We start from the raw sequence: 25579 nt of genomic DNA on the forward strand, positions 1-25579 counted from the left end.
CTTGTACTGTGATTGTACCAAAAAAAGCCGCCGTGCATCTATGTATCTCAAAAAAGAAGACGCACCGGGGTTTTGTAAGGACCGCCTCCGGTTTGCGCCTTATCGGGCTGTTACACACGTTCGGTATAATCAGGCATGACAGAAACCACATGGCGGTTTCTGATATAAAATACGCGGTCATGCGTTTCTTCAATGGCGATATGATCTGGAGTGGCATCAATCAGCCGTCCCCTGACAATGCGTCTGACGGTTTGAATGATAAACCTTGAGCCGATAAGCTTATGGATGGTCTGATAAACGTAAGGATCTACTAACGAGACGATTTGCGGGCTTCCTTGATGGGCCATTTTCGCTGATCCCCTTTACTATGTTTTCCTTCAGCATATGCAGCGGACAAAGGCTTTGACACAGTACGTCTATCGGAGGGGAAAAGGGTTAGTGAGCATGCGGAGTTATGTAAGCGGAAAAGGCCGCAAGAGTGGCCTAGACTGAGCTTCCTATGGGATATTGGGCTTGGTCAATTAACTGATCAAGCTTTTGGATTTGTTTGAGCGCGGCCGTATGGTCCATTTGGCGGTAATGGTGATGTCCGCCGGGTTCTTCATCGAGTTCATCCGCTTGTTTCACGATTTGCTGGAGCGTATTCTTGTCCAGTTCGCCTTCAGGCAGATAGGAATCGGTGTGAAGCAGAATCGCCAGCGCAATCTCTTTCGCCGCTTTCGGTTCTTCACCGAGCCGTATGAGCAGCTTATGCGCCCGTTCAGCGCCTTTAATGGCATGGATATCGTTTCTTCTGTACTTTTCATAATCCCATTTGCCGTCTGTGTACCATTCGTAATGGCCGATGTCATGCAGTAAAGCCGCTTTCGCCGCAAGATCCGGGCTGACACCTGCTTTTACGGCAAGACGGTATGCATGAAACGCGCAGGCAATCGCATGGGCGACACCGGAACGCTGTAAATACTTTTGTGCGATTGGATGGGTGAAGACATCCATTAACGTTACATTTCTCATGGAAACCCCTCCTTATTTATATTTTTAGAATCCTAACATAAATCGTGAAGAAACTCAATTCATCCGATACATTATTATACCCCTTATACTGCGTTTCAGTCATAATATGCCGCCGGGCCGCGAAGTGATTGTACAAATAAAAAAGAGCAGCGCGGAAGCTGCTCTACAAAAACTCTTTGATATCGTATATCCGTCCGTTTTCCGGCTCTCCTGCGATCAGTGAGCGGATGACACCGGCGATGTATTCCGGGCTTCTGAGGTTGTTCGTTTCCTTCAGATTGCGGAACCGGTCGATGTCGTGAAAATCTTCTTTGGATGAAGAACGGATGACGGCCTGCATGTCTGTATCCATCACTCCCGGTGAGAATGACAACATGCGGACCGGCAGCTCTTCATCTTCCTGTTCAAACCCGAATGTTCTCGTAAACATATCAAGCCCCGCTTTTGAGCTGCAATACGCGCTCCAGCCTTTATAAGGATTTTTCGCCGCGCCCGATGTAATGTTGACAATGGTTTTGCTGCCGCTGAACGCTTCGAAACGCTTCGTGAACATTTGGCTGAGCAAAACGGGCGCCGTCAGATTAAGGGTGTAATGGCGGTTCAATTCTTCCGCGGTAGCTTCTTTCGCCCGCTTGATCGGTTCTACCATTCCGGCATTATTGATCAGTGTGACAGCGGAATACCGCTTCTCATCAGCTTGATCAAGAATCGCCTTCATCTGCCGCTCGGTGTCTGCCAGATCGGTTAAATCAACACTGTATTCTGTCAGTCCCTCGCGCTTTTCTCCGCTTATCGTTCTTGAAAGCGCGGCGACTTCGGCTCCTTCTTGAAGGGCCTGTTCCGTAAGCGCCCGCCCCAATCCTTTTGATGCGCCTGTTATCAGAAAAAACTGCATGAAACTCCTCCTTTTTTTCTTATTTTACGGACTGTCTTCCCGCAAACACAAGCGATCTGTTTACCGCTTTGCCTTTTCCTGCGCCGTGACTTTCGGGATCAAATAAATCATCGCCGCAATGCCGAAGAGGATCAGGACGGCATAAATGACAGGCAAAAGCAAAGAAGTCTTTTTCTCATCCGTTTCCATGTCTGCCGAGGTATGGCGTACCGCCGGCTCGGCAAAAGTGATCCCCAGTTTTTTCGATTGCGCTTTGATCGTATTCGGCTCAGTGTCTGACGATGTAAACAAATTTGATATCAGTTTTTCATCCGGGCTTTCGGCCGGTTGATCAAACGTAATATCCTTCTGCTCTTTCGGGAGCGCCGTTTTTTCTTCGGAGTAGGCGTCATCGTGCAGGTAATCCGTACGAATTTCAATGTCTTTCTTTTCATATTCATTCGGCTTGACATCAGTGTTGTCCTCATTCGCGGCTGCGGCTTGAGGAAGGAAAAGGAAAAAGGAGAGAGCAAACAGCAAGACCCCTTTTTCCATGAATATGTTACGCCTCATAAGACTGATCACTTTCCTCCGTTTTTTCCGCAAACAGTCGAATAATGAGCGGAAGCACCGCCGCAATCAGCGTAATAATCACAAGAACCGTTATTCCCATCGCAAACAGATGGCCCGTTCCGTATTGGATATCGATATAGACTTTGGAAACCGGGCTGTCAAAGGTAAAGTTTGGCATAATCAAGTCGATCAAAGGCGCCACATAAAAGAGAATGAGCGCTGACGAAGCGATCCATCCGGTGATCGAGCCGAAGACAAAGGCTGCCCGGATAAAAGCGGAACTCGCCGCAAGCAAGAGAATCGTAAAGATTGACCATTTAATCGTCTGATCGTCCGGAAGCGAGTAGATATTCAGACCGAACAGACTGATCATCAGTCCGACCATAATGTTTAAAATCCCAAAGAGCGCGCCTTTGACGAGAAGCGGCGCCTGCTGATAATACGAGCTGAAATAGCCGATCAGAAGACTGCTGATCAAAACGATCACCAAAATGACGACCGGCGGAACATTCTGAGCCCGGTCTTCCGGCACCTCTCCGCTGATTTTAAGCGGATTGGCGAGATAATCGTAAACGTATCCGTTTTCCTGTCCGTCAACGAGCGCGTTCCCTAAAATGCCGTACACGTCATTTCTGATCAATTTCGTGGAATCAACGTTTTTCCCCCAATTGCTGTTCAGGGTGTCCGCTTTCTGCTGGACGTCATTTACGCTTTGCTGCATATTGTCGGTATAGCTGATGATGCCGGACTGGCGTTCTGACAGATGGCCCATCGTGTCGGACATTTGCAGCACTTCGCGGCCGACGGTATCCTGAGCGCCGAGCGCCATCGTTCCGGTTAATCCGTCTCCGCTGAACGTTGCCGCTTCCTGCACAGCGCCTTCAGCAAGCTGATCAGATGCTTTAGCCGCGCTGTCTGCGATGCTGGCGAGCTCATCGAGCACTCCGGCTTGTTCATCTCTGATATATGAGCTGTAGTTATCCGAGAATTCGGTCATGCCTTTAATGAAATTGCTGATGTCTTCATCTGTCTGCATCTTATTGTTTTTCAGGTTTTCCCAGCTTGCCGTTTCAACCGGTTTGATGGCGAGAACGGTTTGGACTTCGCCTTGCTGGGCTTTCAGCACCCTGTTTTTCACATCAGGCAGCGAGCCTGCGTCGAGAGAATGATAAAGTGTTGCCTCATACAGAGATAAATCATTATAGTAACTCATTAAATCGGATATCACTTTTGTATTGATGTCAGCGGCAAATATCTGTTCAAGATTAGATTTACGGCCGCCGTCCAATGACGGGTAGTTCAGAATGTTCTGTTCTGTTTTTAAAATCATTCTGTAAACGGTATTAAAGTCTTGTTTTCTCGTTTCTTCTGATTGTTCAAGCTTTTTTTGTAATTTGTCCGCACGTTTTGTAACTTTGGCAATCTGGTCTTTAAGGCCTTTGATTTCTTCATCAAGAGCATCAAGACGTTTTTTCAATTCTTCATTATGTGTCTGCTGTTTCTCTTCCAACTCTTTTTCAATTTGCTGAATGCGCTCTGCGGCTTGGTTCAGCCTTTCTTTCGCCTTAGATACTTCTGTGCCGCCGTCTCCTTCAGAGCCGTTCGGATCATCCGCGGGGTCATCAGCAAGCGGAGTGACGTTTTTAGCGGTTGCGGCTGTTTTTGTCTGCTGATCGCCTGTGTTATCGGAAGGAGGCTGTTGTTCTTTTGTGCCGTCATCCGTTTTTCCGTCTTCTCCGGGAGCCGTTCCTTCATTCGGTTCGGTACCGCCGGAGTTTTCACCATTATCCCCATGGCCCGGGTTTTCAGGGTCTGGATTTTCTTTTTCCGGTTCTTTTAAACCGTCAGAAATCGAATTGATTTCAGCGGAGATACGTTTTAATTCGTTACGCTGATCATCAAGGTCAATTTTCAGATCGCCGGGTTTTTCTTCTTCCGGTTTTTCTTCTTCTTTCGGTTCATCCGAGCCGTCATCCCCCGGGTCCTTTTCCGGAACGGTTAAGTTCTGGCGATCCCTTTTCATAAGGGTTTGAATGCTGTTCAGTGTTTCAAATCTTGCTTGGGCTTTATATTGAGTCAAATAATTGTCAAGTAAATTGGATTGAATATTTGCCATCCCGTGTTCCTGCTCAGGAACCTGCGCTTCTCTCACCTTTTGGGCGGCTGCCAGTGCCGATCCTGTCTGGTCAAGCTGTGTCTGCGCCCGGTTTATGCCTGAAGACAGCCCGCTCATCATGGTGCTGAACTGGTTGGCGGCCTGCTGCGCTTTAATGGCGTTCAGTCCGGTTGTGATTTGCTTTTGATTTTGTTCCTGCGCGGCCAGCAGCAGTTTTTTCTGATTTTCTTGATATTGTTTATAGCGCTCAACCGTATCGGCAAAGTCTTTGAGCGTGTTTTTGGCTTCATCTGCCGAGGTCAATTTTTCTTTTGCTGCGCCCTGCGCTTCGTTCATTGATTTTTTCAGTTCGTCAATCAGGTCTTTTTGCCGTTTGATCTCACCTGCCAAGTCATTGGAGCTCGGCTTGTAAAAGTTGTACATGACATTTTGAAATTCTGATTCTTTATTGACGATCTTGTCAAAATCGCCTCTGACATTGTTCACTTTTTGTGAGACGAAATTCCAATACAATGCCGACATCTTTTTATTCATTGATTTTTGGGCGTCTTCAAGCTCACGCTGCACTTTTTCTTTGTTGACGGCGTTCAGGTTGCTTTGAATATTGAATGTCAGCGTGGCTTTTTGCGGACGCTCCTTGTCATAGCTTAAAATGTCTTTTGAAAAATCGGATGGAATGTAAACGACTGCGTCATACTTCTTATCCGCCAGGCCGTTTTCAGCCGCACTTCTGTTGACGACCGTCCAGGAATAATCCGGACGGTCGCCGAGAGCCGCCGCTACTTCTTTGCCGAAATGGACGGATTCCCGATCCTCATTTTCATCTGTTTCATCCTGTAAGCCCATGTCTTCATTCACGACTGCGATTTGGCGGGTGGCATTGATTTTTTGTTTTCCCGGGTCATCGCCGATAAACCGGAAAAACAGCACCGGCAGCAGCAGAATGATGACGACCGCGGCTATTAATTTGATCAGGCTTTTTCGTTGTTCAGTCATCTGACGGCCTCCCTTTCCTCTGAACATAAAGGTATTTGGATTTTTTGCTCCTTCCCGTTTTCAACCAAATAGCCGAAGCCCGGCTGAATGTCCGGTTCCTGCCTTTGGTAAGGCAGCGGAATGACATTTTGTTCAGATTTTTTCACAAGCAGCATCGCGTGGCGGATTTGTTTCATTTCCGTCGTTAAGGAATCATAGCCTTTTGAGAATTCGGTGTGATTGCCCGCCGGGATAAAACTGAAGCCTACATGCGCGTAAGATTTCATAAACATCGCCAGCTTGTCCTGAATGGCGGTATCGATTGTCTGCTGGAATCTTGTAATGCCGTCGGCCATTAACACGATCGGAGAGAAACTGAGTTTGTGCACATCGCCATTTTTGACGGCCTGTGCATACTGGGCTTCCCGCTCCGTGAAAATGGCTTCAGCCGTTTCAATCCACTTCTGTATGTCTTCTTTTGTGTCCAGATAGCTGACCTTTGTTTCCTGCGCATACTGTGACAGTCCGCGGTCAATCGAGTCAAACAGTCCGATCCGTTCCGTGCCTTCACGCAGCAGGTGGTTCAGCATGACTTTCAGGATGTTTGTTTTTCCCCGCTGTGTCTGGCCTAAGATGAGGCAATGCTTATATTTACCCAGATCAAAGTACACAGGGCTGACCTTTTCCTCATGAAGCCCGACAGGAATGCGGAACGGTTCTTGATCCGGGCCGAGACGGAGCGAAAATTCGCCGGCCGTCAGCATGTCCGGGAGCATCGGAATCGGGTTTGGGCCGGCTGTTCCGGCATGGCGCTCAGCTAAAGCTTTGACATCGGCTTTCAGCGCTTGGAACATCTCGAGGTCATTTTCCGCTTCAGCCGGAAGAAACATTTGCGCGAAATGCAGTTCTTCTTTTTGGATCATGACGCGGCCCGGGATCGGTTCGAGACTGAACGGCGGGCGCCCGTAAATGGAATAACCTTCTGACTGATCCATTAAATAATGGACGACTTTCGTTTTTATGTTATTTAACAATGACTGGCGGACGGCGTTTACCCTCGTTGCGGTCAGCAGGAAGTAAATGCCTAGGCTTTGCCCGTCGCGTGAAATCTGGATAAACTCCGTTTCCAATTCATGCATTTCGTCTTTTACGATGTCGAAATTGTCAATTGTGATAAATATAAACGGCAGCTCTTCTTCGCTGAGCGAATTGTACATTTTGATATGGCTGACTTCTTTTTCTCTGAACAAACGTTTCCGCCGCTCGATTTCTTCCTTGATGCGGATCATGAATTTTTCGATCTTTCTCATTTGATCCATTAAGAAATAGTCTGCGGTATGCGGAAGCTTTGCCAATGGCAGAAGCGTGCCGTTTCCGAAATCAAAGATGTACATATGAAGCTCTTTTGGCGTGTACCCTTCCGCGAAGTTCATCAGGAGAGTGATGGCAGCCACTGACTTGCCGTATCCGGATGAGCCGAAAATGCCGATGTTGCCGTCATCCATCATCGTATAAGCGAGAGGCGCCTGTCTTTGCTGATCAGGCTCATCAACGCAGGCGATGAAGAAGCGGTCTTTTTCCTTCGCGGGATAAAGCGTGCGCGGAATACGTTCGGCAAGCGGCGGAAGCCACGGGCTCGGCAGCTTTTCAATGCCCATTTCTTTTTGAATCCGCTCGATTTCTTCGACTACGGCTTCTATTTCTGCCGGGGCGTCTTTTTTCGCCAAGTCGTCCGCATCCACTTCAGACAGCGGAATTAAGCCGGTATCGGTAACGATGGCAATGTCATCCTCGGTGCCGTATACATCTTCCATGTAAGGGGCGCCGCTCCAGGCTGACTGGAACTGCTCATACACTTCATTATTTCCGACTTGCAAATAGCCGCGTCCGGTGACTGTAATATTCGCCGCATCACTGTTTTTCAGAATTTCTTTACTGTCACTTGCATCCTGGACTTTCAGCGCGACCTTAAAGCGTGAGTTGCTCCATATCTGGTCGTCAATGATGCCTCCCGGTTTTTGCGTGGCAAGGATTAAATGCACACCAAGGCTCCGCCCGATGCGTGCCGCGCTGACAAGCTCCCTGATAAAGTCAGGCTCTTCGCTTTTGAGCTCGGCGAATTCATCTGAAATCAAAAACAGGTGCGGCATCGGAATATCCGTTTCCCCCTGTTTATACAGCTTTGTATAGTCATTAATGTGATTGACGCGATATTGATCAAACAGCCGCTGCCGTTTTTTCAGCTCGCTTTTTATAGAGGCAAGCGCCCTGATACTGAAGTTTTTGCTTCCCTCGATATTCGTGATGGTTCCGAGAAGGTGCGGCATCTTGCGGAACGGCTGCGCCATCCCTCCGCCCTTATAGTCAATCAGCAAAAACGCCGCTTCATGAGGGTGAAAATGAACGGCCAATGACAGGATATACGTTTGCAGAAATTCACTTTTCCCGGAACCGGTCGTTCCCGCCAGCAATCCGTGCGGCCCGTGGGCTTTTTCATGCAGGTTTAAATACACGATATCGTCTTTACCTTTGTAGCCGATCGGAACAGCCAGTGATTTTGCCGACTCACTTGTCTCCCACTTCTGCCTGATGCCGATTTCTTTTACTTCCTTCGCATGAAACAGCTCCAAAAATGAGACCGTTTCGGGAATGGAGTTCGTCATCCCGACCTGATGGTGCAATGTCCGAAGCGTTCGGGAAAACCGTTCGTTGTTTGTCCGTTCATGCCTGTCCAGCCTAAACGGGATCTGCACCGCTTTTTTCTTCTGAATGAGAATGTCTCCCTCATCTTCATTAATGTAGCGGACGAGGGTGTGAATGTTTTCTGCCAGGCTTTCCTTCGTTTCCGCGGCGATGATCGCCGAGATGCCGAGATGCTCATGCCGGCCTTCGATATATTCTAAAATGACGTGCTCTGCGATCAGCTGCTGATTCGTGATGACAAAGACAAAATGCGGCTGGAAGATCTTTTTCTCTTTATCTTCTTCCAAATCCCGCTCCCGCAGCAGCTCGTAAATGGAAGATAACAATTGATCACGGGTCTGCTCATTGTAAATAAACCCTTTCGCATACATATGGGGCAGCTGAAATTGCGGCAGCCACTTCATCCATTCCCATTCCTTATATTCGTCTTCATGAAAGATAAAGACAAACCGCAGGTCATGGTAGCTGTTGAAGAAAGCGAGCTGGCCGATCAGCTGGTGAATTTCATTTTTGACGATCTGGGGTTTCCCGACAAGCCCCATCGGCCCTTCTTGTAAATCAACGGTCACGGGTGCATGGCGGATATCTTTATATACACGCTGCATGTGCTGCGACTGCTCCATCAAGTCATCCACATCGCGGTTCGCCAGGTCCCCCCCGCTCATCGAAATCTCGTAGCTTGCCGGGACCGTGCCCGTTCCGAGCCGGAGTATCAGAAAATCCCTGCTTTCCAGCGATTTCTCCCAAATGCGGCCGCTGATTTCAGAGGTTAAATATTTCATTTTTTCAAACGTGGGAAAATGGTGCGTCAGTACTTGCAATTGTTTTTCCGACAGCGTCTGAAGTTCCTTCCGTTTGCTCTCTAAATACTGCTTGTACACACGCTCACGCTTTTCCTCCCGTTTTTTCCGCTGGTTTTTTTCTCGGAAATATTGCACGGTGGACGTAATGAGAGTCATCATAAACATCGCCAAAGAAACGAGAATGAAAATGCCCCTCGGCTGTATAATGGCGACAACCCCCATTACTATCAGCATGACCAAAGGAGGCAGAATGACGAGCCAGAGCCCCCTGTTATTCTGCTCGCTTTCCTGTGAGGGGAAGCTGAATGAAACGCGGTCTTCGGGAAGATCGTAGACCATCCGCGGCGTTCTTCGATATTGCGGGTATTTCTTCTTCATTTCGGTGCTTGGCTTTACCGTTTTGATTAAGCCGGTTTGAAACTTCTCGTGATGAACGACTTCTAAAAGGTCGTCCTCCGCCAGCCTCAGACGCAGAAAACTCCACAGAAGCTCATCTCCCGTCCGGAGCCTTTCAGGGACTTTTGCGAGCTCTCCGTTCACATAAACTTCCTGGTCATCAGGAATGACAGACCAGCTTCCTCCCGCTTTTCGGAGATAAAAAGCGCCTTTTTGAGCGGACGACGGCTCTTTGTATATATCTGCTTCCTCTGTTTCTGATGAGAAAACGATCTCGTCCTTACCGCCGACAAAATAAACGGAGGATTCTTCCTGATCAGGAGTGAGAAGAAGCCGCATCGTCTCTTCTTCAATTCTGCAAGGAATTTCATTTCCTATTGTCAATTCGCCGGCACAGTTATTTCCCAGGAAAACATCATAACGATCTGTTTCTTTACGATAAAGGGTGGCGGCGGTTTGCCGTAAAGGCAGTGTGCCGACCGTGATTGTATCCTTCATATCCGGGCCGATCGTGATCGGCTGAGACGGCGGGAGTTCAGACAGCTGAATCTTTTGTACGTGCTCTCGGTAAAAGACCCATAACAGACTCATATGGCGAACCTCCTGACAGCCTGATCGTTACTTACGGCCATTTGATGTGTGCTGTTATTTTTTTTCATCTTTTTTCTCATCTTTCTTGTCGCTCTCTTTGTTATCCTTTGCTTCGTCCTTTTTGCCGCCTTCATCCTGTCCGGCGGAAGCTTCAGCGGTGTTTTCCTCCGCTTCTTTGTTCTGCTCTTCCTGCTCTTTTTTCGCCTTCGCCAGCTCGCTTTCCACGGCGTCCAGTTCTTTCTGCTTTTCATCGTCTTTCATACTGTCGTCCGCTAATAATTGCTGTTTATATTTTGTAAGCCCGAGCCAGATATACGGGTTGTACTCAAGATTGCGGCCGATATTGATGGCTTCTTCATTTTCCCCTCTGCCGATATCGATCCAATAAAGGAAGTGCTTCGGATCTGATTGCAGCGTGACCAGATTCCCAATGTTTTTCCGCTGTTCTTCGCTCAGATTTTCAACCGCCACATAGGAGGAAGCAAGCTCGTACTGCACAGATTCAGGGAGACTTTCCGCATCGTATTTAGCGAGTGTGTCAATGACTTTGCTGTACTGCTGATTTAGAAAATAGCGGTTGCTTTCCGTAATTGCCTCTTGCTTCGGCTGGGCGAAAAACAGCACGTACAAGGAATACAGAAGCGCCGGCACAAGGAGAACTGCAAGCGCCAGGCCGGTGTATCTTTGGATTTTCCATTTCTTTTTCGGCAGTTTTATGTATGTCTTGTCCCTTGCTTCGAGGGAATCAATTGTGGTTTGAATTATTTCTTCCAGTTCTTCAAACGTCTCAGCCTCTAACACGCTTTTCACCTCAGGAGAGAATTGAAGCGTCTCCTTGTACTTCAGATATTCTTCGAAGGTGTACGCCCCGTCAGCTGCAAGCGCCGCGCAGGCTTTGAGCTCTTTCCACACCCTTTGTCTGTCTTCTTCATAAGGCGGGAGACTCTCCTTTACGCCGTAATGAAGAAAGTAAGGCGTCAGCGCTTTATCAAATACGATATTTTCCGGCGCGGCAATCAGATTGAGGCGTTTCAGCTTGTGCTGTTTCACAGCTTGCACGAGGCGGTAGGCAAATTGCCATCTGCTTTTTTTATCTTTTCCTTTTATATAGCGGAAAGCCTGATAAGAAGAAGGGGGTCTGATTGTTATGGTTACTTCGTCTTCTGAGACTGAAACCTCTTTTTGAAAAAAAGGATCAGCATCTTTAATCACGTTTGCTTCCAGCCCGTCAAGAAGCTTGACTTTTTCCCGCTGAAAGGTGAAGGTGAAGCCTGATTCGGTTTCTGCCCGGACGGCGTCTAATTCAGTTTCTAAATAAGATCTGTTATGATCTGTCATTCCACCATGTCCTCTCATAAAATTTCAAGACGGTCTCCGTTCGTAATACCGCAGTCAGATAATTTTTGTTCTCCGGAAAAAACCGTTTCTTTATTGACCACTCTGATCCAATAGCCTTCACGCGGCGGAACGGATACATGCTGAGCCTGCCGGGCAATATCGATGACTTTTTTCACAGAATGGTAATCTGACAATCTGAGATCGAAGACGCTGCCGTTATAATGTGTTAAATCTATTGTAATATCGATATACATTTTCATATCACCCTTACATAGAAAGAGCGCCGTCTTCTTGATTGAATCAGGCGCTCCGTTTCTTCATTCATCTTATTATCCGCGAATTTGGTTAGCGATATCTTGGTCAGTAGACTCAAGCGTATTTGCCGTTTGTTCGAGCTGATGATTCACATCTTGCAGCAATTCAGACATTTTAATAAATGAAGGTTTCAGCTGCTCATATTGATCCGCAAATGCTTCACTTGAAGCACCGTCCCACATGCCTTTCAAATCAGAAATCATGCGGTTCAGGCGGTCAACCTGATTCATGACTTCCTGACTTTCAACGCCATATTGCTTAGCCATCGCTCTTAGCTCTTCGGGTGTGACACGAATTAATCCAGACATATTCCTTATACCCTCCTGTGTCATCAGCCTAAATATGGGCTAATTCACTTATTTTTTGAACGTCATTATTATAAAAACAACAATTCGGCACAGTCAAACAAATCTGTTTTAATTTTACAAAATGAGTCTTATGATATACTGGATTTTTCGTCACATTTACACATTTTGTAAATATAATGGTATGATTTTCTTATTCTTTTTGATTTCATCAAATGATCTTTTTTTCCTATTTTATTTCCGTTCAAAGATGCCTTTCAGTCTGAAAAGCAAGATGGTAAGATCAAGATATGAAGCTATGAAAAAGTAGGGATACAGATGACCAATCCAAAAGATCCATTTAAGTACAGTTTCGACAGGCTTGAAGACGTAGCCGATCATATCAGTGAAGTTCTTCAATGCCCCATTACAATAGAAGACGTGAATCATAAACTGCTTGCATACAGCACGCACAGCGATTGTACAGATCCGGCCCGGACGTCAACGATTATCGGACGGAGGGTTCCTGAAAAAGTCATCAACAAACTGTGGAAAGACGGAACCATTCCGGCGCTTTTAAAAACAGACCAGCCGATCAAAGTGAAAGAAATCGACGAGGTGGGCCTGAGCAACCGCGTGGCGATTTCCATTTGGAAAAACAGCCAGGTTCTCGGATTTATATGGGCGCTTGAGATCAAAAAAAAGCTCAATGACGACGATCTGAAGACGCTTCAGCTGGCCGCCAAAGCGGTGCGGAACAAGCTTTTGCACCTGCAGATCCGCAAAACAAAAATCGAAGAGCGGGGCCAAGAGTTTTTTTGGAAAATGCTGACCGGCCATATTTATCAGGAAGCCGAGATGGCCGAAGGATTTCATAAGCTCGGAATGGCGCTGCCGTCCGTGTTCAGCGTCATGATCATCCGTTTACATGATGAGCTGACTGAAAAGACGGAACAGCAGCTGCAATATTTGCAGGAAACGACACAGCAGATCCATGTCATGCTGGCGACTGTCGATTCAAATGAATTAATCTTATTAGCCGCGCCGAAATCCGATCAGCCTTTTAAAGATTTAAAGCAGTTCGCCCTCTATGTTCAAAAACAGCTGAAAGAACGATATAAAATTGAGGATGCGTCGATTGCTTTCGGCGGTATTTACGAATCGATTTCTTACGTTTACCGCTCCTATCAGGAAGCGCTCTCCGTATTGAAAGCGAAAGAGCGGTTTGTGAGAGAAACCAAACACCTTTTCAGCTTTTCTGAACTCGGAATTTATCAGTACCTTGATGTTTTGGATGAAAAACGCAAGCACAGCGGCTATATGAACTATTCCCTGTCAAAGCTTGAGCAGTATGACAGAGAGCACCAGGCCGATATGGTAAAAACGCTCGAACATTTTATCGATGCCGACAGCAATGTCAACACTGCCGCTAAAGCGCTTAACATCCATGTCAATACATTGAATTACAGGCTGAAAAGAATCAGCCAGATCGCAGAAATCGACTTAAAAAATGTGAATGAAAAGTTTACGATTTACCTTGATATCAAGCTTCGCAGTATGGATTCGTGAAATTTCACAAATCCGTGTTTTTTTATTTTCTGTTTCAAACAAAGAATTTTCGCAACAATCGCGCTACACTTGAAACATCACACAAACATTGGGGGAAACAGACATGATTATCGGGGTTCCAAAGGAAATCAAAAACAATGAAAATCGAGTGGCATTAACACCTGGAGGCGTTTCACAGCTTATCGGAAACGGCCATCGGGTTCTTGTGGAATCCGGAGCAGGACTCGGAAGCGGCTTTACAAATGAAGATTATGTATCCGCAGGCGCGGAAATTCTTGAAGACAGAAAGCAAGTATGGGATGCAGAAATGGTCATGAAGGTAAAAGAACCGCTGGCTGAGGAGTATGCGTATTTCCGTCAAGGCCTGATCTTATTCACTTACCTTCATTTAGCCGCAGAGCCGGAATTAGCTAAAGCGCTTACAGAAAAAGGCGTGACGGCTATTGCGTACGAAACGGTAACGGACGGACGTTCACTTCCGCTGCTTACGCCGATGTCTGAAGTGGCCGGCAGAATGGCCGCTCAAATCGGAGCTCAGTTCCTTGAAAAACCAAAGGGCGGAAAAGGAATTTTATTAGCCGGCGTACCGGGTGTATCCCGCGGAAAAGTTACGATCATCGGAGGAGGCGGCGTCGGAACAAATGCCGCGAAAATGGCTGTCGGACTCGGTGCCGATGTGACGATGATCGATTTGAACGCAGACCGCCTGCGTCAGCTTGATGATATTTTCGGGCATCAGATTAAAACATTGATCTCAAACCCTGTAAATATTGCAGACTCCGTCGCGGAAGCGGATCTTCTGATCTGCGCCGTGCTCATCCCGGGAGCCAAAGCGCCGACTCTCGTTACGGAAGAAATGGTTAAACAAATGAAACCAGGTTCCGTCATTGTTGATGTTGCCATCGATCAGGGCGGCATTGTGGAAACCGTTGATCATATTACAACACATGATAATCCGACTTATGAAAAACACGGCGTCGTTCATTACGCTGTCGCCAATATGCCTGGCGCCGTACCGCGTACATCTACGCTCGCATTAACGAATGTGACCGTTCCTTACGCGCTTGAAATCGCCAATAAAGGCGCGGCAAAAGCCATTGCAGACAGCCCGGCGCTTAAAGCCGGCCTGAATACGGCTAACGGACACGTCACGTATGAAGCGGTAGCCAAAGACTTAGGCTATGACTACGTGCCTGCTGAAAAAGCGATGCAAGGTTCAGCCGCAAAAGCTTAATAGATATGAAGAGGACGGCCTGACCAGCAGGCTGTCCTTTTTTTCTTTCTCGTAAAAGGAAAAACGGCCCCCTGTCTCGAATATCAATTCATATCCCGGAAGAAAAAGGAGGATTCATATGGCTGTTCAGCACTATGGTGTATTAAAAGGCACTGTGTTAGATATGAGAAGGGAAACAGATGATGATTCTCCGCATTTTCAAGTCGAGGTGCTAGGCGAGCCTGATACGCACTATCGCTGTGCGATCAATGTCATGTCAAGTTCAAAAGAATCAGAGGTTCTGTATGCGGCGCGCGATCATTTTGACGCAAGCGCGATCACCTTGCTGCCGAACATACCGTATGGATACACCCCAATTGATGAAACCAGCCGTGAGCTGGCGCTGGATTATGTCCGCGGCGGATTGTTTGATCCCCGGAACATGGTGCCGCTCCCGCATGAAGTCACCGGGCCGGATAATGACTTAAATGATTTTATTGAAACGTATATGCAAAAAGCAAAAACAGAAAAAGCCACCGTCTATATTTACGGCTCTAAATTCGGGCCGGAGCAGGACGCTGATAAGATTTTCGGGTTCAAACCGACAAACGGCATGCATAATATTCATATGAATCAGGGAAATCCAATTGATACACGCTGGAAGAAGGATAACGGAACGTGGCATGACGGCGGTATTTTAATCCAGTTTGCAGACCAGTGGGCCGCGGTCTTTTTGGCTTTTCTGTCTCAGTCATGGTGCACGAATGAAGAAGGCCACCCTTATAAATTTTGTAATCACACACAGCTTAACGGCTGATTTCCGCATAAAAAGCCTGCCGAATCAACGGCAGGCTTTTTTTATTACATCTCAGCGGGTTCCGCCCATTTCAGGCTTTCAGGCCTCATGTCACGCCAGTTTGTTTCAATATATTCGAGACAAACGGAACGGTTTTCATTCGTCAGGCGGGTTTCCCACCCGTCCGGCACATCCAGATAGGCCGGCCACAGTGAGTACTGGCCTTCAGCATTGACGAGCACGTGATATAAGCCGTCTTCCCGTTCAAATGGATTTGTCATATCAGCTCATTCCTTTCTTTACCGGACTGTACGCCGTCCGTTTAATTTCTCCGCCAGAATCGCGCCGATTTCGGCAAGCGGGCCCGGCTGGCACATATCTTTATGGCGGCAGTCTAAGTCATACCGCTCGATTTTCCCCGTAATATACGGTTTCCAAGTATCCGGTTCAATCGAGTCAAACCAATCGGGAATAATCGTGGATCTGAAGAACAGAACATCTCCATGGAATGGCTTCGGCTTGTATGTTCCTAACAGACCGACAGAATTAACGTATGTGTCTTTCAAATTCATCATCACTGACTCGTCCAGGCTGGCTAATGCGCTTCCCTCACGGCGGAGAATGGTCAGCGCGGTATCAAAATCAAGCGGCTGATCCCCGAGGCTGTCCGGGTCGTACCCTCCAAGGGCAAGCAGGGCAATGACGGCTTCCTCGTCATCAGGCGCATTTTTTATCGGAAGAAAATGATTCGGGTACGCGTCAAGCATCACCAAGAGGGAAACCTCTTCGCCCCGGCTCTGTAATTGTGTCGCCATGGCCTGAATGACATTTCCTCCGAGTGACCAGCCCAGCAGACGGTACGGCCCTTTCGGCTGCACGGTGCGGATTTTTTCAATATAATCCGCCGCCATGTCATCTAAGCTTTGCGGAAGCGCTTCTTTTTTCCCGATGCCTCTCGCCTGTAAGCCGTATATCGGATAATCAGCTTCTAAAGAAGACATCAGTCCGGCATAGCACCAGCTGAGACCCCCGGCCGGATGGACACAGAAGAGCGGTGTTTCTTCTCCCGCCGTTCTGAGCGGAAGCAGAACATCAAGCGCGCTTGTGCCCGTGCCCGTCTCAAGCCTTTCAGCAAGGCTTGCCACAGTAGGAGCTTCGAATAATGTTCCGATACTCAGCTCAGCTCCCATCGCCTCCCGAATACGGCTCATTAAATGAACCGCAAGTAAAGAATGGCCGCCTAAATCAAAGAACCTGTCATCAATACCGACACGCGGCAGGTGAAGCACCTCTGCGAACAGTTCACACAGTATTTCTTCCTGCGGGGTTCTCGGCCCCCGGCCGGAGACCTCCATTTGGAAGTCAGGCGCAGGGAGCGCTTTTCGGTCAAGCTTTCCATTCGGTGTCAGCGGCAGTTCATCCATTTGGACAAAAGCCGACGGCACCATGTAATCCGGCAGGCTTTCTCCGGCAAACCGGCGCATGTCCCCCGCATCCAAGGTACTGGTGTCAGATCGGACAAGGTAAGCGGCGAGCCGTTTATCTCCCGGCTGATCTTCACGGACGACCACGGCAGCGTCCTCGACACCCGGATGTTTGACGAGAACCGCTTCGATTTCTCCTAGTTCAATCCGGAAGCCGCGGATTTTAATCTGGTGGTCCGCCCTGCCCATATAATCAAGAGAACCGTCCGGCCGCAGGCGGGCTAAGTCTCCCGTCCTGTACATCCTTGTTCCCGGCGGACCGTACGGATCAGCAACGAAGCGTTCCGCGGTCAGGCTTTGCCGCCCTAAGTAACCGCGGGCCACGCCCCCTCCGGCAACATACATTTCGCCCGTTATGCCCGGGGGTACAGGCTCCAGCCGATCATCTAGCACATATACGTTCAGGTCAGGAATACCGCAGCCAATGAGGCTGTTTGCTTTCAGTTCGGCAATGTTTTTATTTAATTCAAGATAACTGACATGCACCGTCGTTTCCGTAATGCCGTACATATTCACAAGCACAGGTTTATTGTCCGGGTGGCGGCTGTACCAGTCCTCAAGCCGGCTCAGCTCAAGCGCCTCGCCGCCGAAGATGATATATCTGAGTGCGAGCTGACGCCCCAGCTCTTTGTTTTCTTTTTCCGCATGCATCAGCTGGTAAAATGCTGACGGCGTTTGGTTAAGCACGGTCACTCGCTCTTTCACGAGGAGATGCAGAAACGCTTCCGGCGACCTGCTAGTGTCATGCGGCACGACGACGAGACGTCCGCCGTGAAGCAACGGCCCCAAAATTTCCCAGACAGAAAAATCAAACGCGTAAGAGTGAAACATCGTCCATACATCATCAGAATCGAAGTGATACCAGTGCTGTGTCGACTCAAACAGCCGGATAACATTGCTGTGCGGAATGATGACACCTTTCGGCACACCGGTCGATCCCGACGTGTAAATGACGTAGGCCGGGTGAAGCGGCGACAGCGGACAAAGCCGGTCGGCATCCGCAGGGTTGGTGACGGCATATTGCTCAAGTATTTTTTTATTCTGCGGGTCATCTAAGATGAAAGCGGGCATACCGCTTCCGATAGAGAGCTTACTTGCGCCTTCACGATTGGTGAGCATATATACGGGCTTGGCATCATGTAACATAAAAGCGATGCGGTCCGCCGGATAATCAGGGTCAAGCGGCAAATACGCGGCTCCCGTCTTCAGGACGGCTAACAGCCCGACAATCATATCTAAAGAGCGCGGCAGCGCCAGCGCGACAAACTGCTCCGGACCGACGCCGCGGGCGATCATCATATGCGCGAGCTGATTAGCCCTTTGATTCAGCTCTTTATAAGTGAGTCGGCGCTCTTCAAATACTGCTGCCGTTTCATCAGGTTTTTCAGCGGCTTGTATTTCAAACAGTTCAGGCAGTGTCTGCTGAGGCTGAATGTGCTGTGTAGTCCGTTTAACCGGCAACAGCTTTCGGCGCTCTTCATCGGAAAGAATGGTTAAGCTTCCGATCGGCTTATCCGGATCCGCCGCAGCATCTTCGAGCAGAAGAAGCAGACGTCCCGCAAGTGCTTCAGCCGTTTCTTTTTTAAATAAGTCCGTGCTGAATTCCAGCAGGCCTTCAATACCGGCAGGCGTGCCGTCGTCATGGCGCTGTTCAGCCAATTCAAGTGTCAAATCAAACTTGGACGCCCCGACGCTGCTGATTTGCAGGCTTGTTTCCATTTCCGGAAGGCTGAGCACAGGATCAGGCGTATTTTGGAATGCGAGCATCACTTGGAACAGCGGATGTCTTGAGCGGGAACGAACCGGATTCAATTCTTCCACGAGACGTTCAAACGGCACGTCCTGGTTTTCATATGCCGCGAGATTCATCTCCCGCACCCTTTCAAGAAGCTCACTAAAGCTTGGATCGCCTGAGGCATCGGTTCTCAGTACCAGTGTATTGATGAACATGCCCACAAGATCGCCCAATGCGTCATCACTGCGGCCGGCAATCGGACTGCCAATCGGAATATCGGTTCCTGCCCCGAGCCGGGTCAGCAGCGCCGAAAGTCCTGATTGAAGCACCATAAACAGACTGACGCACTGATTTCTGGCTAGCGAGAGGAGACGGCTATGAAGCTCCTCGCCGATTTTAACCGGAATGACGCCGCCTCTGTAGCTTGATTCGGCGGGACGCGGAAAATCAGACGGCAGCTCCAGCTGATCCGGCACATGTTCAAGCGTTTTCTTCCAAAAATCAAGCTGCCGCGCTATTAAACTCTCAGAATCAGACACGCTGCCTAAAAGCTGCTGCTGCCAGAGCGCATAATCCGCGTATTGAATCGGCAGCGGCGTCCATTCTGCTTTTTCGCCTGTTTGACGGGCGGTATAGGCTGCGGATAAGTCACGCATGAGCGGATTCAAGGACCAGCCGTCACCCGCGATGTGATGCAGGAGAACCATCAGCGTATACTCATCGTCACCAAGATCAAACAGCTCAGCCCGGACGGCCGGCTCTTTTGCGAGATCAAACCGGTAGCGTGCTGCAGCGGCAATCATGTCTTGAAGCTCATTTTTGTCTGCACGTGTCACTGTAAACGCAGGCCGGGCTTCTTCAGCAGGTAAAATGAGCTGATGGGATGATCCCTTATTTTCCGGAAAAACGGTGCGCAGGCTTTCATGACGGCTGACAACATCGTAAAAGGCGCGTTTCAGCGCTGACTGGTTAAGGTTTCCTGACATGCGGACAATCACCGGAATGTTGTAAGTCGGGCTCGGACCTTCAAGGCAGTAAAGGAACCACAAACGCAGCTGCGCAAATGACAGCGGGATGTGCTCCGGCCGGTCAAACGGCTTGAGCTTAGGGCGCGCACTCTTTGCGGTGTCAAGCTGTGCAGCGAGCCCGGCAACAGTCGGTGTATCAAACAGGCGGCCAATGCCGAGCTCTGCGCCCATCGTCTCCCGAATCCGGCTCATCAGGCGTCCGGCTAAGAGTGAATGTCCGCCCAGTTCAAAGAATCCGTCATCAATTCCGACCCGAGCGAGCCCGAGAACCTCGGCAAACAGATCGCATAATATTTCTTCCTGCGGCGTCCGCGGCCCTCTGTCAGACAGGACGGCGGAAAAATCCGGGGCAGGCAGAGCGCTGCGATCGAGCTTCTTATTCGGTGTCAGCGGCAATTCTTCCAGCTGTACAAATGCGCCCGGCACCATATAATCCGGCAGGCTTTCGCCCATAAATGCACGAAGTCCGCCGATATCAAGGGGATGATCCGCAACAGCATAAGCCGCCAGCCGCTTGTCTCCCGGCTGATCTTCACTGACAATGACAGCGGCCTGCAAAATACCCGGATAGTTCGACAGCACCGTCTCAATTTCTCCTAATTCTATCCGGAATCCGCGAATTTTAATTTGATGATCGGCTCTGCTGATATAATCAAGTGAGCCGTCCTCACGCCAGCGCACGAGATCCCCCGTCCTGTACATCCTCGCACCTGCAGGCCCGTACGGATCGGCAATGAATCTCTCGGCTGTTAAATCAGGCCGGTTACAATATCCTCTGGCAAGTCCTTCGCCCGCGATATAAAGCTCGCCCGCAACCCCCGGCGGGACGGGCTGCAATGCGGCGTCCAGCACGTATACCCGCGTATTCCAAATCGGCGTTCCGATCGGAGGCGTCCCTTTATGGCCTTTTGCAAGCGGCTGTGCGGCCGACCAGATTGTTGTTTCAGTCGGCCCGTACAGATTCGTCACCGTACAGTCCAATTCAAGCAGAGCATGCTTAAGTGTATTCGGAAGCGCTTCACCTCCGACAAGCACCTGCAGCGCCCGGAGTGAATCCGGTTCATTTGTGACCAATGAATGCCACAGTGTCGGCGTTGCCTGCATGATTGAAATATCGTATGAGTGAATCATGTGCGCAAGCGCCTGCGGTTCCTGAATCGTCTCTTTACGGGCAATGACGCAGCCCGCCCCGCTGATAAGCGGAAGGAAGAGCTCAAGTCCGGAAATATCAAACGCAGCAGTCGTAACGGCAAGCAGGCGGTCATGTGCGCCGAGCGGGAACATTTCCCGCATGGATAGGAGGAAATTGCTTACGCTTTTTAATGTGACGACAACGCCTTTCGGTCTGCCCGTTGAGCCCGAGGTATAAATGATATAAGCAGGGTGCTGAGGTGAATATTCCGTGTGAGCAGGACCGTCAGCATTTTGATCGGCAACGGTTTTTACCGTATCCGGGTCATCAAGAATAATCGTTTTTGCATCGCTTTCCTCCGGCATACGGCCAGATAATTCCATCGTTGTAATCAGACAGGCGGGCTGTGCATCTTTGAGCATGTATGTGATCCGCTCAGAAGGAAAATCAGGATCAAGCGGCAGGTACGCGGCTCCTGTTTTCAAAACGGCCAGCATGCTCACAACCAGATGCTGTGACCGAGGAAGCAATAAGGCGGCAAATTGTTCCGGCCCGAGCCCTTTTTTCTTTAACATGCGGGCAAGCTGGTTCGCGCGCCTGTTCAATTCGGCATAGCTGAGCTCTCCATTTTCCGTGATGATTGCCGGGCGGTCAGGTGTTTTTACGGCCTGATCGTGAAACAGCTCCGGGAGACTTTTCTGCTTTTCGGCCTTGCGTGTGTCATTCCAGCTTTCCAGCACGCGGAGACGTTCGTTTTCAAGCAGAAGATTGAGTCTGCCGATTTTTTGCGTCTGGTCTTTCAGAGCCTCCTCCAGCAGCAGCAAGAAGCGTTTTTGATGGTTTTCGATATCTTCGGCGCTGTAGACTTCAGGATTCGCATCAAAGTCCACGCGCATTCCGCGGCCGTCCGCTCTGTTGTAAACGTTAATTGACAAATCATCAACGGGCCCCGCTGATAAGTTATGAACGGTGCCCGGCACTCCGGCGAAATCAAGCGCATAATCAAACGGCATCACATTGACTTGCGGGCCGAACAGCCTGCGGTTTTCTCCTAACAATTTAAGGTCGCGGCGCAGGTCTTCATGGCGGTATTTCTGATGGCGCCGGATGCTTCGGATTTCTTTTGCCACTTGGCTGACGGCCTCGTGAACACTCATATCCGGACGGAGAGAAAGCCGTAAAGGCAGAAGATTCATCACCATACTCGGAATATTCAGTGAAATCGAACCGATCCGTCCCATCATCGGTAAACCGAGCACGATATCCCCGGCGTTTGTCATCCGGTGGACGTATACCGCCACTGCGGCCGTTACGGCCTCATGCCAGTTCGGAATCGCTTTTACATGCTGTAAAACCGTTTCAGAAAGATAAGCCGTGCTCCTTCGAAAACTTGTTGACGTTCTCGGCGCCCTTTCAGCCAAGCTGACGACATCAGGTTCGTCCGCAAATTTCTCCATCCAAAATTCCCGATCTTTCAGAAATTGATCAGACGCTCGGTACTCTTGATCTTCTTTTACCAGATCCTCCAAAGAGCCGAAGGAGCGCCCGTTATCCGGGCGTCCCTCCCGTATTGCGGTGTACAATTGCGCCGTACGCCGTGCCAGCAGTGAAAAACCGTAGCCGTCTATCGCAATGTGGTGAATGCGCTGATACCAGAAAAAGCGTTCCGGTCCGGCCTGAAATAAAATGTCGCGGAACAAAGGCCCAGCCGCCATATCAACGGGCTCAGCCAAATCCGACTGCATGATTCTGAGAGCGGCCTGCTTCGGATCAGGTTCTGCGCTCACATCCATGACATCGATTGCCACCTCACAAGAAGGATTGATGATCTGTCTCGGCCCGTCAGTTCCCTCTGTGAAGCGGACATGTAATGACGCGGCTTCCGTCAGCACGCGCTCAAGAGCCGTTTTAAATATGTTCACATCAATTGTGCCGTTAATCTCAACGTACTCGCCTGTATTGTAAATCGGATTATCAGGATCAAGCTGCTGCGCAAACCAGATACCGGCCTGTGCGCCTGTCAGAGGCAGCTGTTGTGTATCATGCATTCTATTCTCTCCCTTATAAATAATCTGCGTTCGGCAAGACTTTTTGAGGTCGGGAAGAAAGCAGTCTCCACCACTCTTCCAGCGTCGGATTCTCCGCCAGTTCCACAAACGTCACTTCAGCTCCGTCACGGCGCCATTGTTCGACAAGGCTCATGATCCTGACGGAGTCAAGGCCTCTGTCCAGCAGGTCTTCCTGATCCAGAATATCAGACGGTGATTCTTGAAGAATCGCCGCAATTTGCTCCCGCACCCGTTCTTTTGTCAATGCGGCTGAAGTCTTCTCTTCTTCGTCAGAAACCGGCGAGCCGCCCAGCAGCTCCAGCACTTCGTTTGTCAAAGCCGTGTAAGCGCAGCGTTGGGACGCATATTCGATGGCCATCTTATGTTTTTCTGAAGAAAAATCAGCAACGGCGTCTCCGATAAAGAAGCTTTGGATATCATCCATAAATGCTTCACAGGCTGTGACGAGGCAGCCGATGTGTGCATAAATTCCCGTAATCATGAGCTGATCCCGGCCGCTTTCACGCATGATGTCAAGGAGATTCGTCCGTTTAAACGCGCTGTATCTCCACTTTGTGAGGACAATGTCCTGAGCATCAGGGGCAAGTTCCGGAATGATCTTTTCCTCATAAGGCCCGCTTTTGAGTCCCGGCCCCCAAAAATCCGTCAGCAGCGCACGGTCCGCCGGGTCTTGGCTGCCAGGCTGCGCGGTGTACACCACCGGAATGCCGAGCGCTTTGCATTGCTCTTTTATTTTTTTGATATTCTGAGCCGCCTCCGTGATCGGAGCCTCCCCTTTCGTAAAAGCATCGACGAAATAATTCTGCATGTCATGGATTAAAAGCACCGCGCGGTTCGGGTTCAGAGTCCACGATACTTTATTTTCAGGCATATCTGACGCTGTCGGCAGCGCATATGCGGGAATAGCCGGTATAGCCAATGTAAACACTTCCTTTTTTATGATTGTTTGATTTCAGCAGGCTTCAATTTTTTGGCGATCGTTTCGCGAAGGTCCTTTTTACTGACCTTGCCGACGCCGGTTTTCGGGAAAGAAGCGGTAAATTCAATCCGGTCGGGAATTTTATAGGCCGCCAGTCCGCGCTCACGCAAAAATACTTTCAGCTCTCCCGGTTTCGGCGCTTCTCCTTTCGGAATGACGAACACACAGGACCGCTCTCCGAGAAAATCATCCGGCATTGATACCATGGCCGCATCATGAACGGCAGGGTGGGCAAGAAGGTGATTTTCCACCTCTTCAGCGGCAATCTTTTCGCCGCCCCGATTGATTTGATCTTTCGCTCGTCCTTCGACGACAATATAACCGTCTTCCGTCAGTTTGACGATATCGCCGGTCTGATAAAAGCCGTCGGCTGTGAAAGATCTCGCATTATGCTCAGGCGCTTTATAATATCCGCGGATCGTGTAAGGACCGCGTGTAAACAAATGTCCGGTTTCGCCTGGAGCCGCCTCCCGCCCGTCATCGTCTAAAACCCTCACTTCATCAAATGGTGACATCGGTCTGCCTTGCGTATTGATAATAATCTCCTCAGGATCATCCAGTCTCGTATAATTCACTAATCCTTCCGCCATTCCGAAAACCTGCTGAAGGGTGCACCCGAAAGCGCTCTTCACGCGGCGGGCCGCTTCAGCGCTGAATTTGGCGCCTCCTACCTGCAGCACTTGAAGGCTTGATAAATCATCACTTCGCGATCCGGAAGCTTCCATCCACACCATGGCAAGCGGCGGTACGAGCGCCGTAATCGTGACACGTTCTTTTTCAATTAACGGGAAGCAGTCATCCGGACTCGGCGTCGGTGACAAAACAACCCGGCCCCCGGCATATAAAGTTCCCAGCACACCGGGGGAGCTGAGCGGATAATTATGCGCTGTCGGCAAAGCGGCTAAATAAACACTGTGATGATCCAAGCCGCATATTTCCGCGCTGAGGCGCAAGCTGTATATGTAATCGTCATGTGTCCTCGGAATCAGCTTGGACAGCCCCGTACTGCCTCCTGAAAGCTGTAAAAAAGCGACTTCCGACGGGCTTACGTCTTCCAGCTGAACAGGCTCTCTGTGCAGGCTGCTCAGTTCCAGAAACTCTTCAGCCTCACCGGCCACAATGACATGCGCCAAAGCCGGAAGTTTATCTTTCACCTGTCTGGCAAGCTCTCTGTAATCAAAGCCTGAATGCGTATCAGGAATGATGTATGCTTTCGCCTCTGCAAACTCGCAGAAATACGTAATCTCACTGCTTCTATGAGAAGGCAGCGCGAAGACGGGGAGCGCTCCGAGCCGGAACAGCGCGAAAATCACTTCAAAAAACTCAGCGATATTCGGCAGCTGAACGACAACGCGGTCTTCCTTTTGAATCCCGAGCTTGTGCAATCCCGCCGCTAAACGATCGGCCCTTTCATCTAATTCTTTGTAGGTCCAATGTACATCTTTATACGTCACGGCAGTTTGATTTCCATATAAAGCCGCGCGCTCCTTCAGAATTCCTCCGAAAGTTTCACCCTTCCAGCAGCCGTCTTTGCGGTATTTGTCAGCCCATTCTTCCGGCCATGGCGTAAATCCTGTCAGCACGATCGTTTC

General features: G+C 49.4%; 16 protein-coding genes. 3 read left to right on the plus strand and 13 right to left on the minus strand.

Going from position 1 to position 25579, the window contains the following annotated elements:
* Positions 1-110 precede the first annotated feature (110 nt).
* From QRX25_RS15350 to QRX25_RS15390, 9 genes are all read right to left on the minus strand, one after another.
* On the minus strand, positions 111-347 hold the full coding sequence (locus QRX25_RS15350; RefSeq protein ID WP_003152023.1) for a DUF2642 domain-containing protein: 237 nt from the start codon (positions 345-347) through the stop codon (positions 111-113).
* A 136-nt stretch (positions 348-483) separates the two neighbouring features.
* Complete coding sequence (locus QRX25_RS15355; protein WP_065982203.1) at positions 484-1014, minus strand: HD domain-containing protein; 531 nt, start codon at positions 1012-1014, stop codon at positions 484-486.
* A gap of 163 nt (positions 1015-1177) precedes the next feature.
* Complete coding sequence (locus QRX25_RS15360) at positions 1178-1909, minus strand: (S)-benzoin forming benzil reductase (protein WP_212099092.1); 732 nt, start codon at positions 1907-1909, stop codon at positions 1178-1180.
* 60 nt (positions 1910-1969) lie between these two features.
* The gene (gene essA / locus QRX25_RS15365; RefSeq protein WP_212099095.1) at positions 1970-2443 is read right to left on the minus strand and encodes a type VII secretion protein EssA; all 474 of its coding nucleotides are present in this window, start codon (positions 2441-2443) and stop codon (positions 1970-1972) included.
* A 7-nt stretch (positions 2444-2450) separates the two neighbouring features.
* Positions 2451-5573, minus strand: coding sequence for a type VII secretion protein EsaA (gene esaA / locus QRX25_RS15370; RefSeq protein ID WP_220160556.1), 3123 nt, complete (start codon positions 5571-5573; stop codon positions 2451-2453).
* A complete protein-coding gene (gene essC / locus QRX25_RS15375; RefSeq protein ID WP_212099101.1) occupies positions 5570-10045 on the minus strand; it encodes a type VII secretion protein EssC in 4476 nt (1491 codons plus the stop codon). Before essC ends, esaA begins: the two co-directional genes overlap by 4 nt.
* Positions 10046-10099: 54 nt before the next feature.
* Entirely contained in the window at positions 10100-11383 is a 1284-nt protein-coding gene (essB, locus tag QRX25_RS15380) for a type VII secretion protein EssB (RefSeq protein ID WP_115997031.1), read from the minus strand.
* 14 nt (positions 11384-11397) lie between these two features.
* Positions 11398-11637, minus strand: coding sequence for an ESX secretion system protein YukD (gene yukD, locus QRX25_RS15385; RefSeq protein WP_003152015.1), 240 nt, complete (start codon positions 11635-11637; stop codon positions 11398-11400).
* 75 nt (positions 11638-11712) lie between these two features.
* Complete coding sequence (locus tag QRX25_RS15390; RefSeq protein ID WP_013353414.1) at positions 11713-12006, minus strand: WXG100 family type VII secretion target; 294 nt, start codon at positions 12004-12006, stop codon at positions 11713-11715.
* Between the two features lie 315 nt (positions 12007-12321).
* Between QRX25_RS15390 and adeR the strand changes: the two genes are divergently transcribed.
* From adeR to QRX25_RS15405, 3 genes are all read left to right on the plus strand, one after another.
* Positions 12322-13551 carry a sporulation transcriptional activator AdeR gene (gene adeR / locus QRX25_RS15395; protein ID WP_071347688.1) on the plus strand — a complete coding sequence of 410 codons (1230 nt, stop codon included), beginning with the start codon at positions 12322-12324 and terminating at the stop codon, positions 13549-13551.
* Between the two features lie 103 nt (positions 13552-13654).
* Complete coding sequence (ald, locus tag QRX25_RS15400) at positions 13655-14785, plus strand: alanine dehydrogenase (RefSeq protein ID WP_045509437.1); 1131 nt, start codon at positions 13655-13657, stop codon at positions 14783-14785.
* A 118-nt stretch (positions 14786-14903) separates the two neighbouring features.
* Positions 14904-15581 (plus strand): YukJ family protein, encoded by a 678-nt coding sequence (locus QRX25_RS15405; RefSeq protein WP_212099104.1) that lies wholly within the window; start codon positions 14904-14906, stop codon positions 15579-15581.
* A gap of 44 nt (positions 15582-15625) precedes the next feature.
* Here QRX25_RS15405 and QRX25_RS15410 read toward each other — a convergent pair whose 3' ends face one another.
* The 4 genes from QRX25_RS15410 to QRX25_RS15425 are packed head-to-tail and all read right to left on the minus strand — an operon-like array spanning position 15626 to position 25570.
* Positions 15626-15841, minus strand: a complete 216-nt coding sequence (locus QRX25_RS15410; protein ID WP_212099107.1) for an MbtH family protein — start codon at positions 15839-15841, stop codon at positions 15626-15628.
* Positions 15842-15859: 18 nt separating this feature from the next.
* Positions 15860-22987, minus strand: a complete 7128-nt coding sequence (locus tag QRX25_RS15415; RefSeq protein ID WP_212099110.1) for a non-ribosomal peptide synthetase — start codon at positions 22985-22987, stop codon at positions 15860-15862.
* Between the two features lie 13 nt (positions 22988-23000).
* The gene (locus tag QRX25_RS15420; protein WP_212099113.1) at positions 23001-23927 is read right to left on the minus strand and encodes an isochorismatase; all 927 of its coding nucleotides are present in this window, start codon (positions 23925-23927) and stop codon (positions 23001-23003) included.
* Positions 23928-23944: 17 nt separating this feature from the next.
* Positions 23945-25570, minus strand: coding sequence for a (2,3-dihydroxybenzoyl)adenylate synthase (locus QRX25_RS15425; RefSeq protein WP_212099116.1), 1626 nt, complete (start codon positions 25568-25570; stop codon positions 23945-23947).
* Between the last annotated feature and the right edge of the window lie 9 nt (positions 25571-25579).

The sequence above is a fragment of the Bacillus sp. L381 genome, assembly GCF_030284525.1.
GTDB classification, from domain to species: domain Bacteria; phylum Bacillota; class Bacilli; order Bacillales; family Bacillaceae; genus Bacillus; species Bacillus amyloliquefaciens.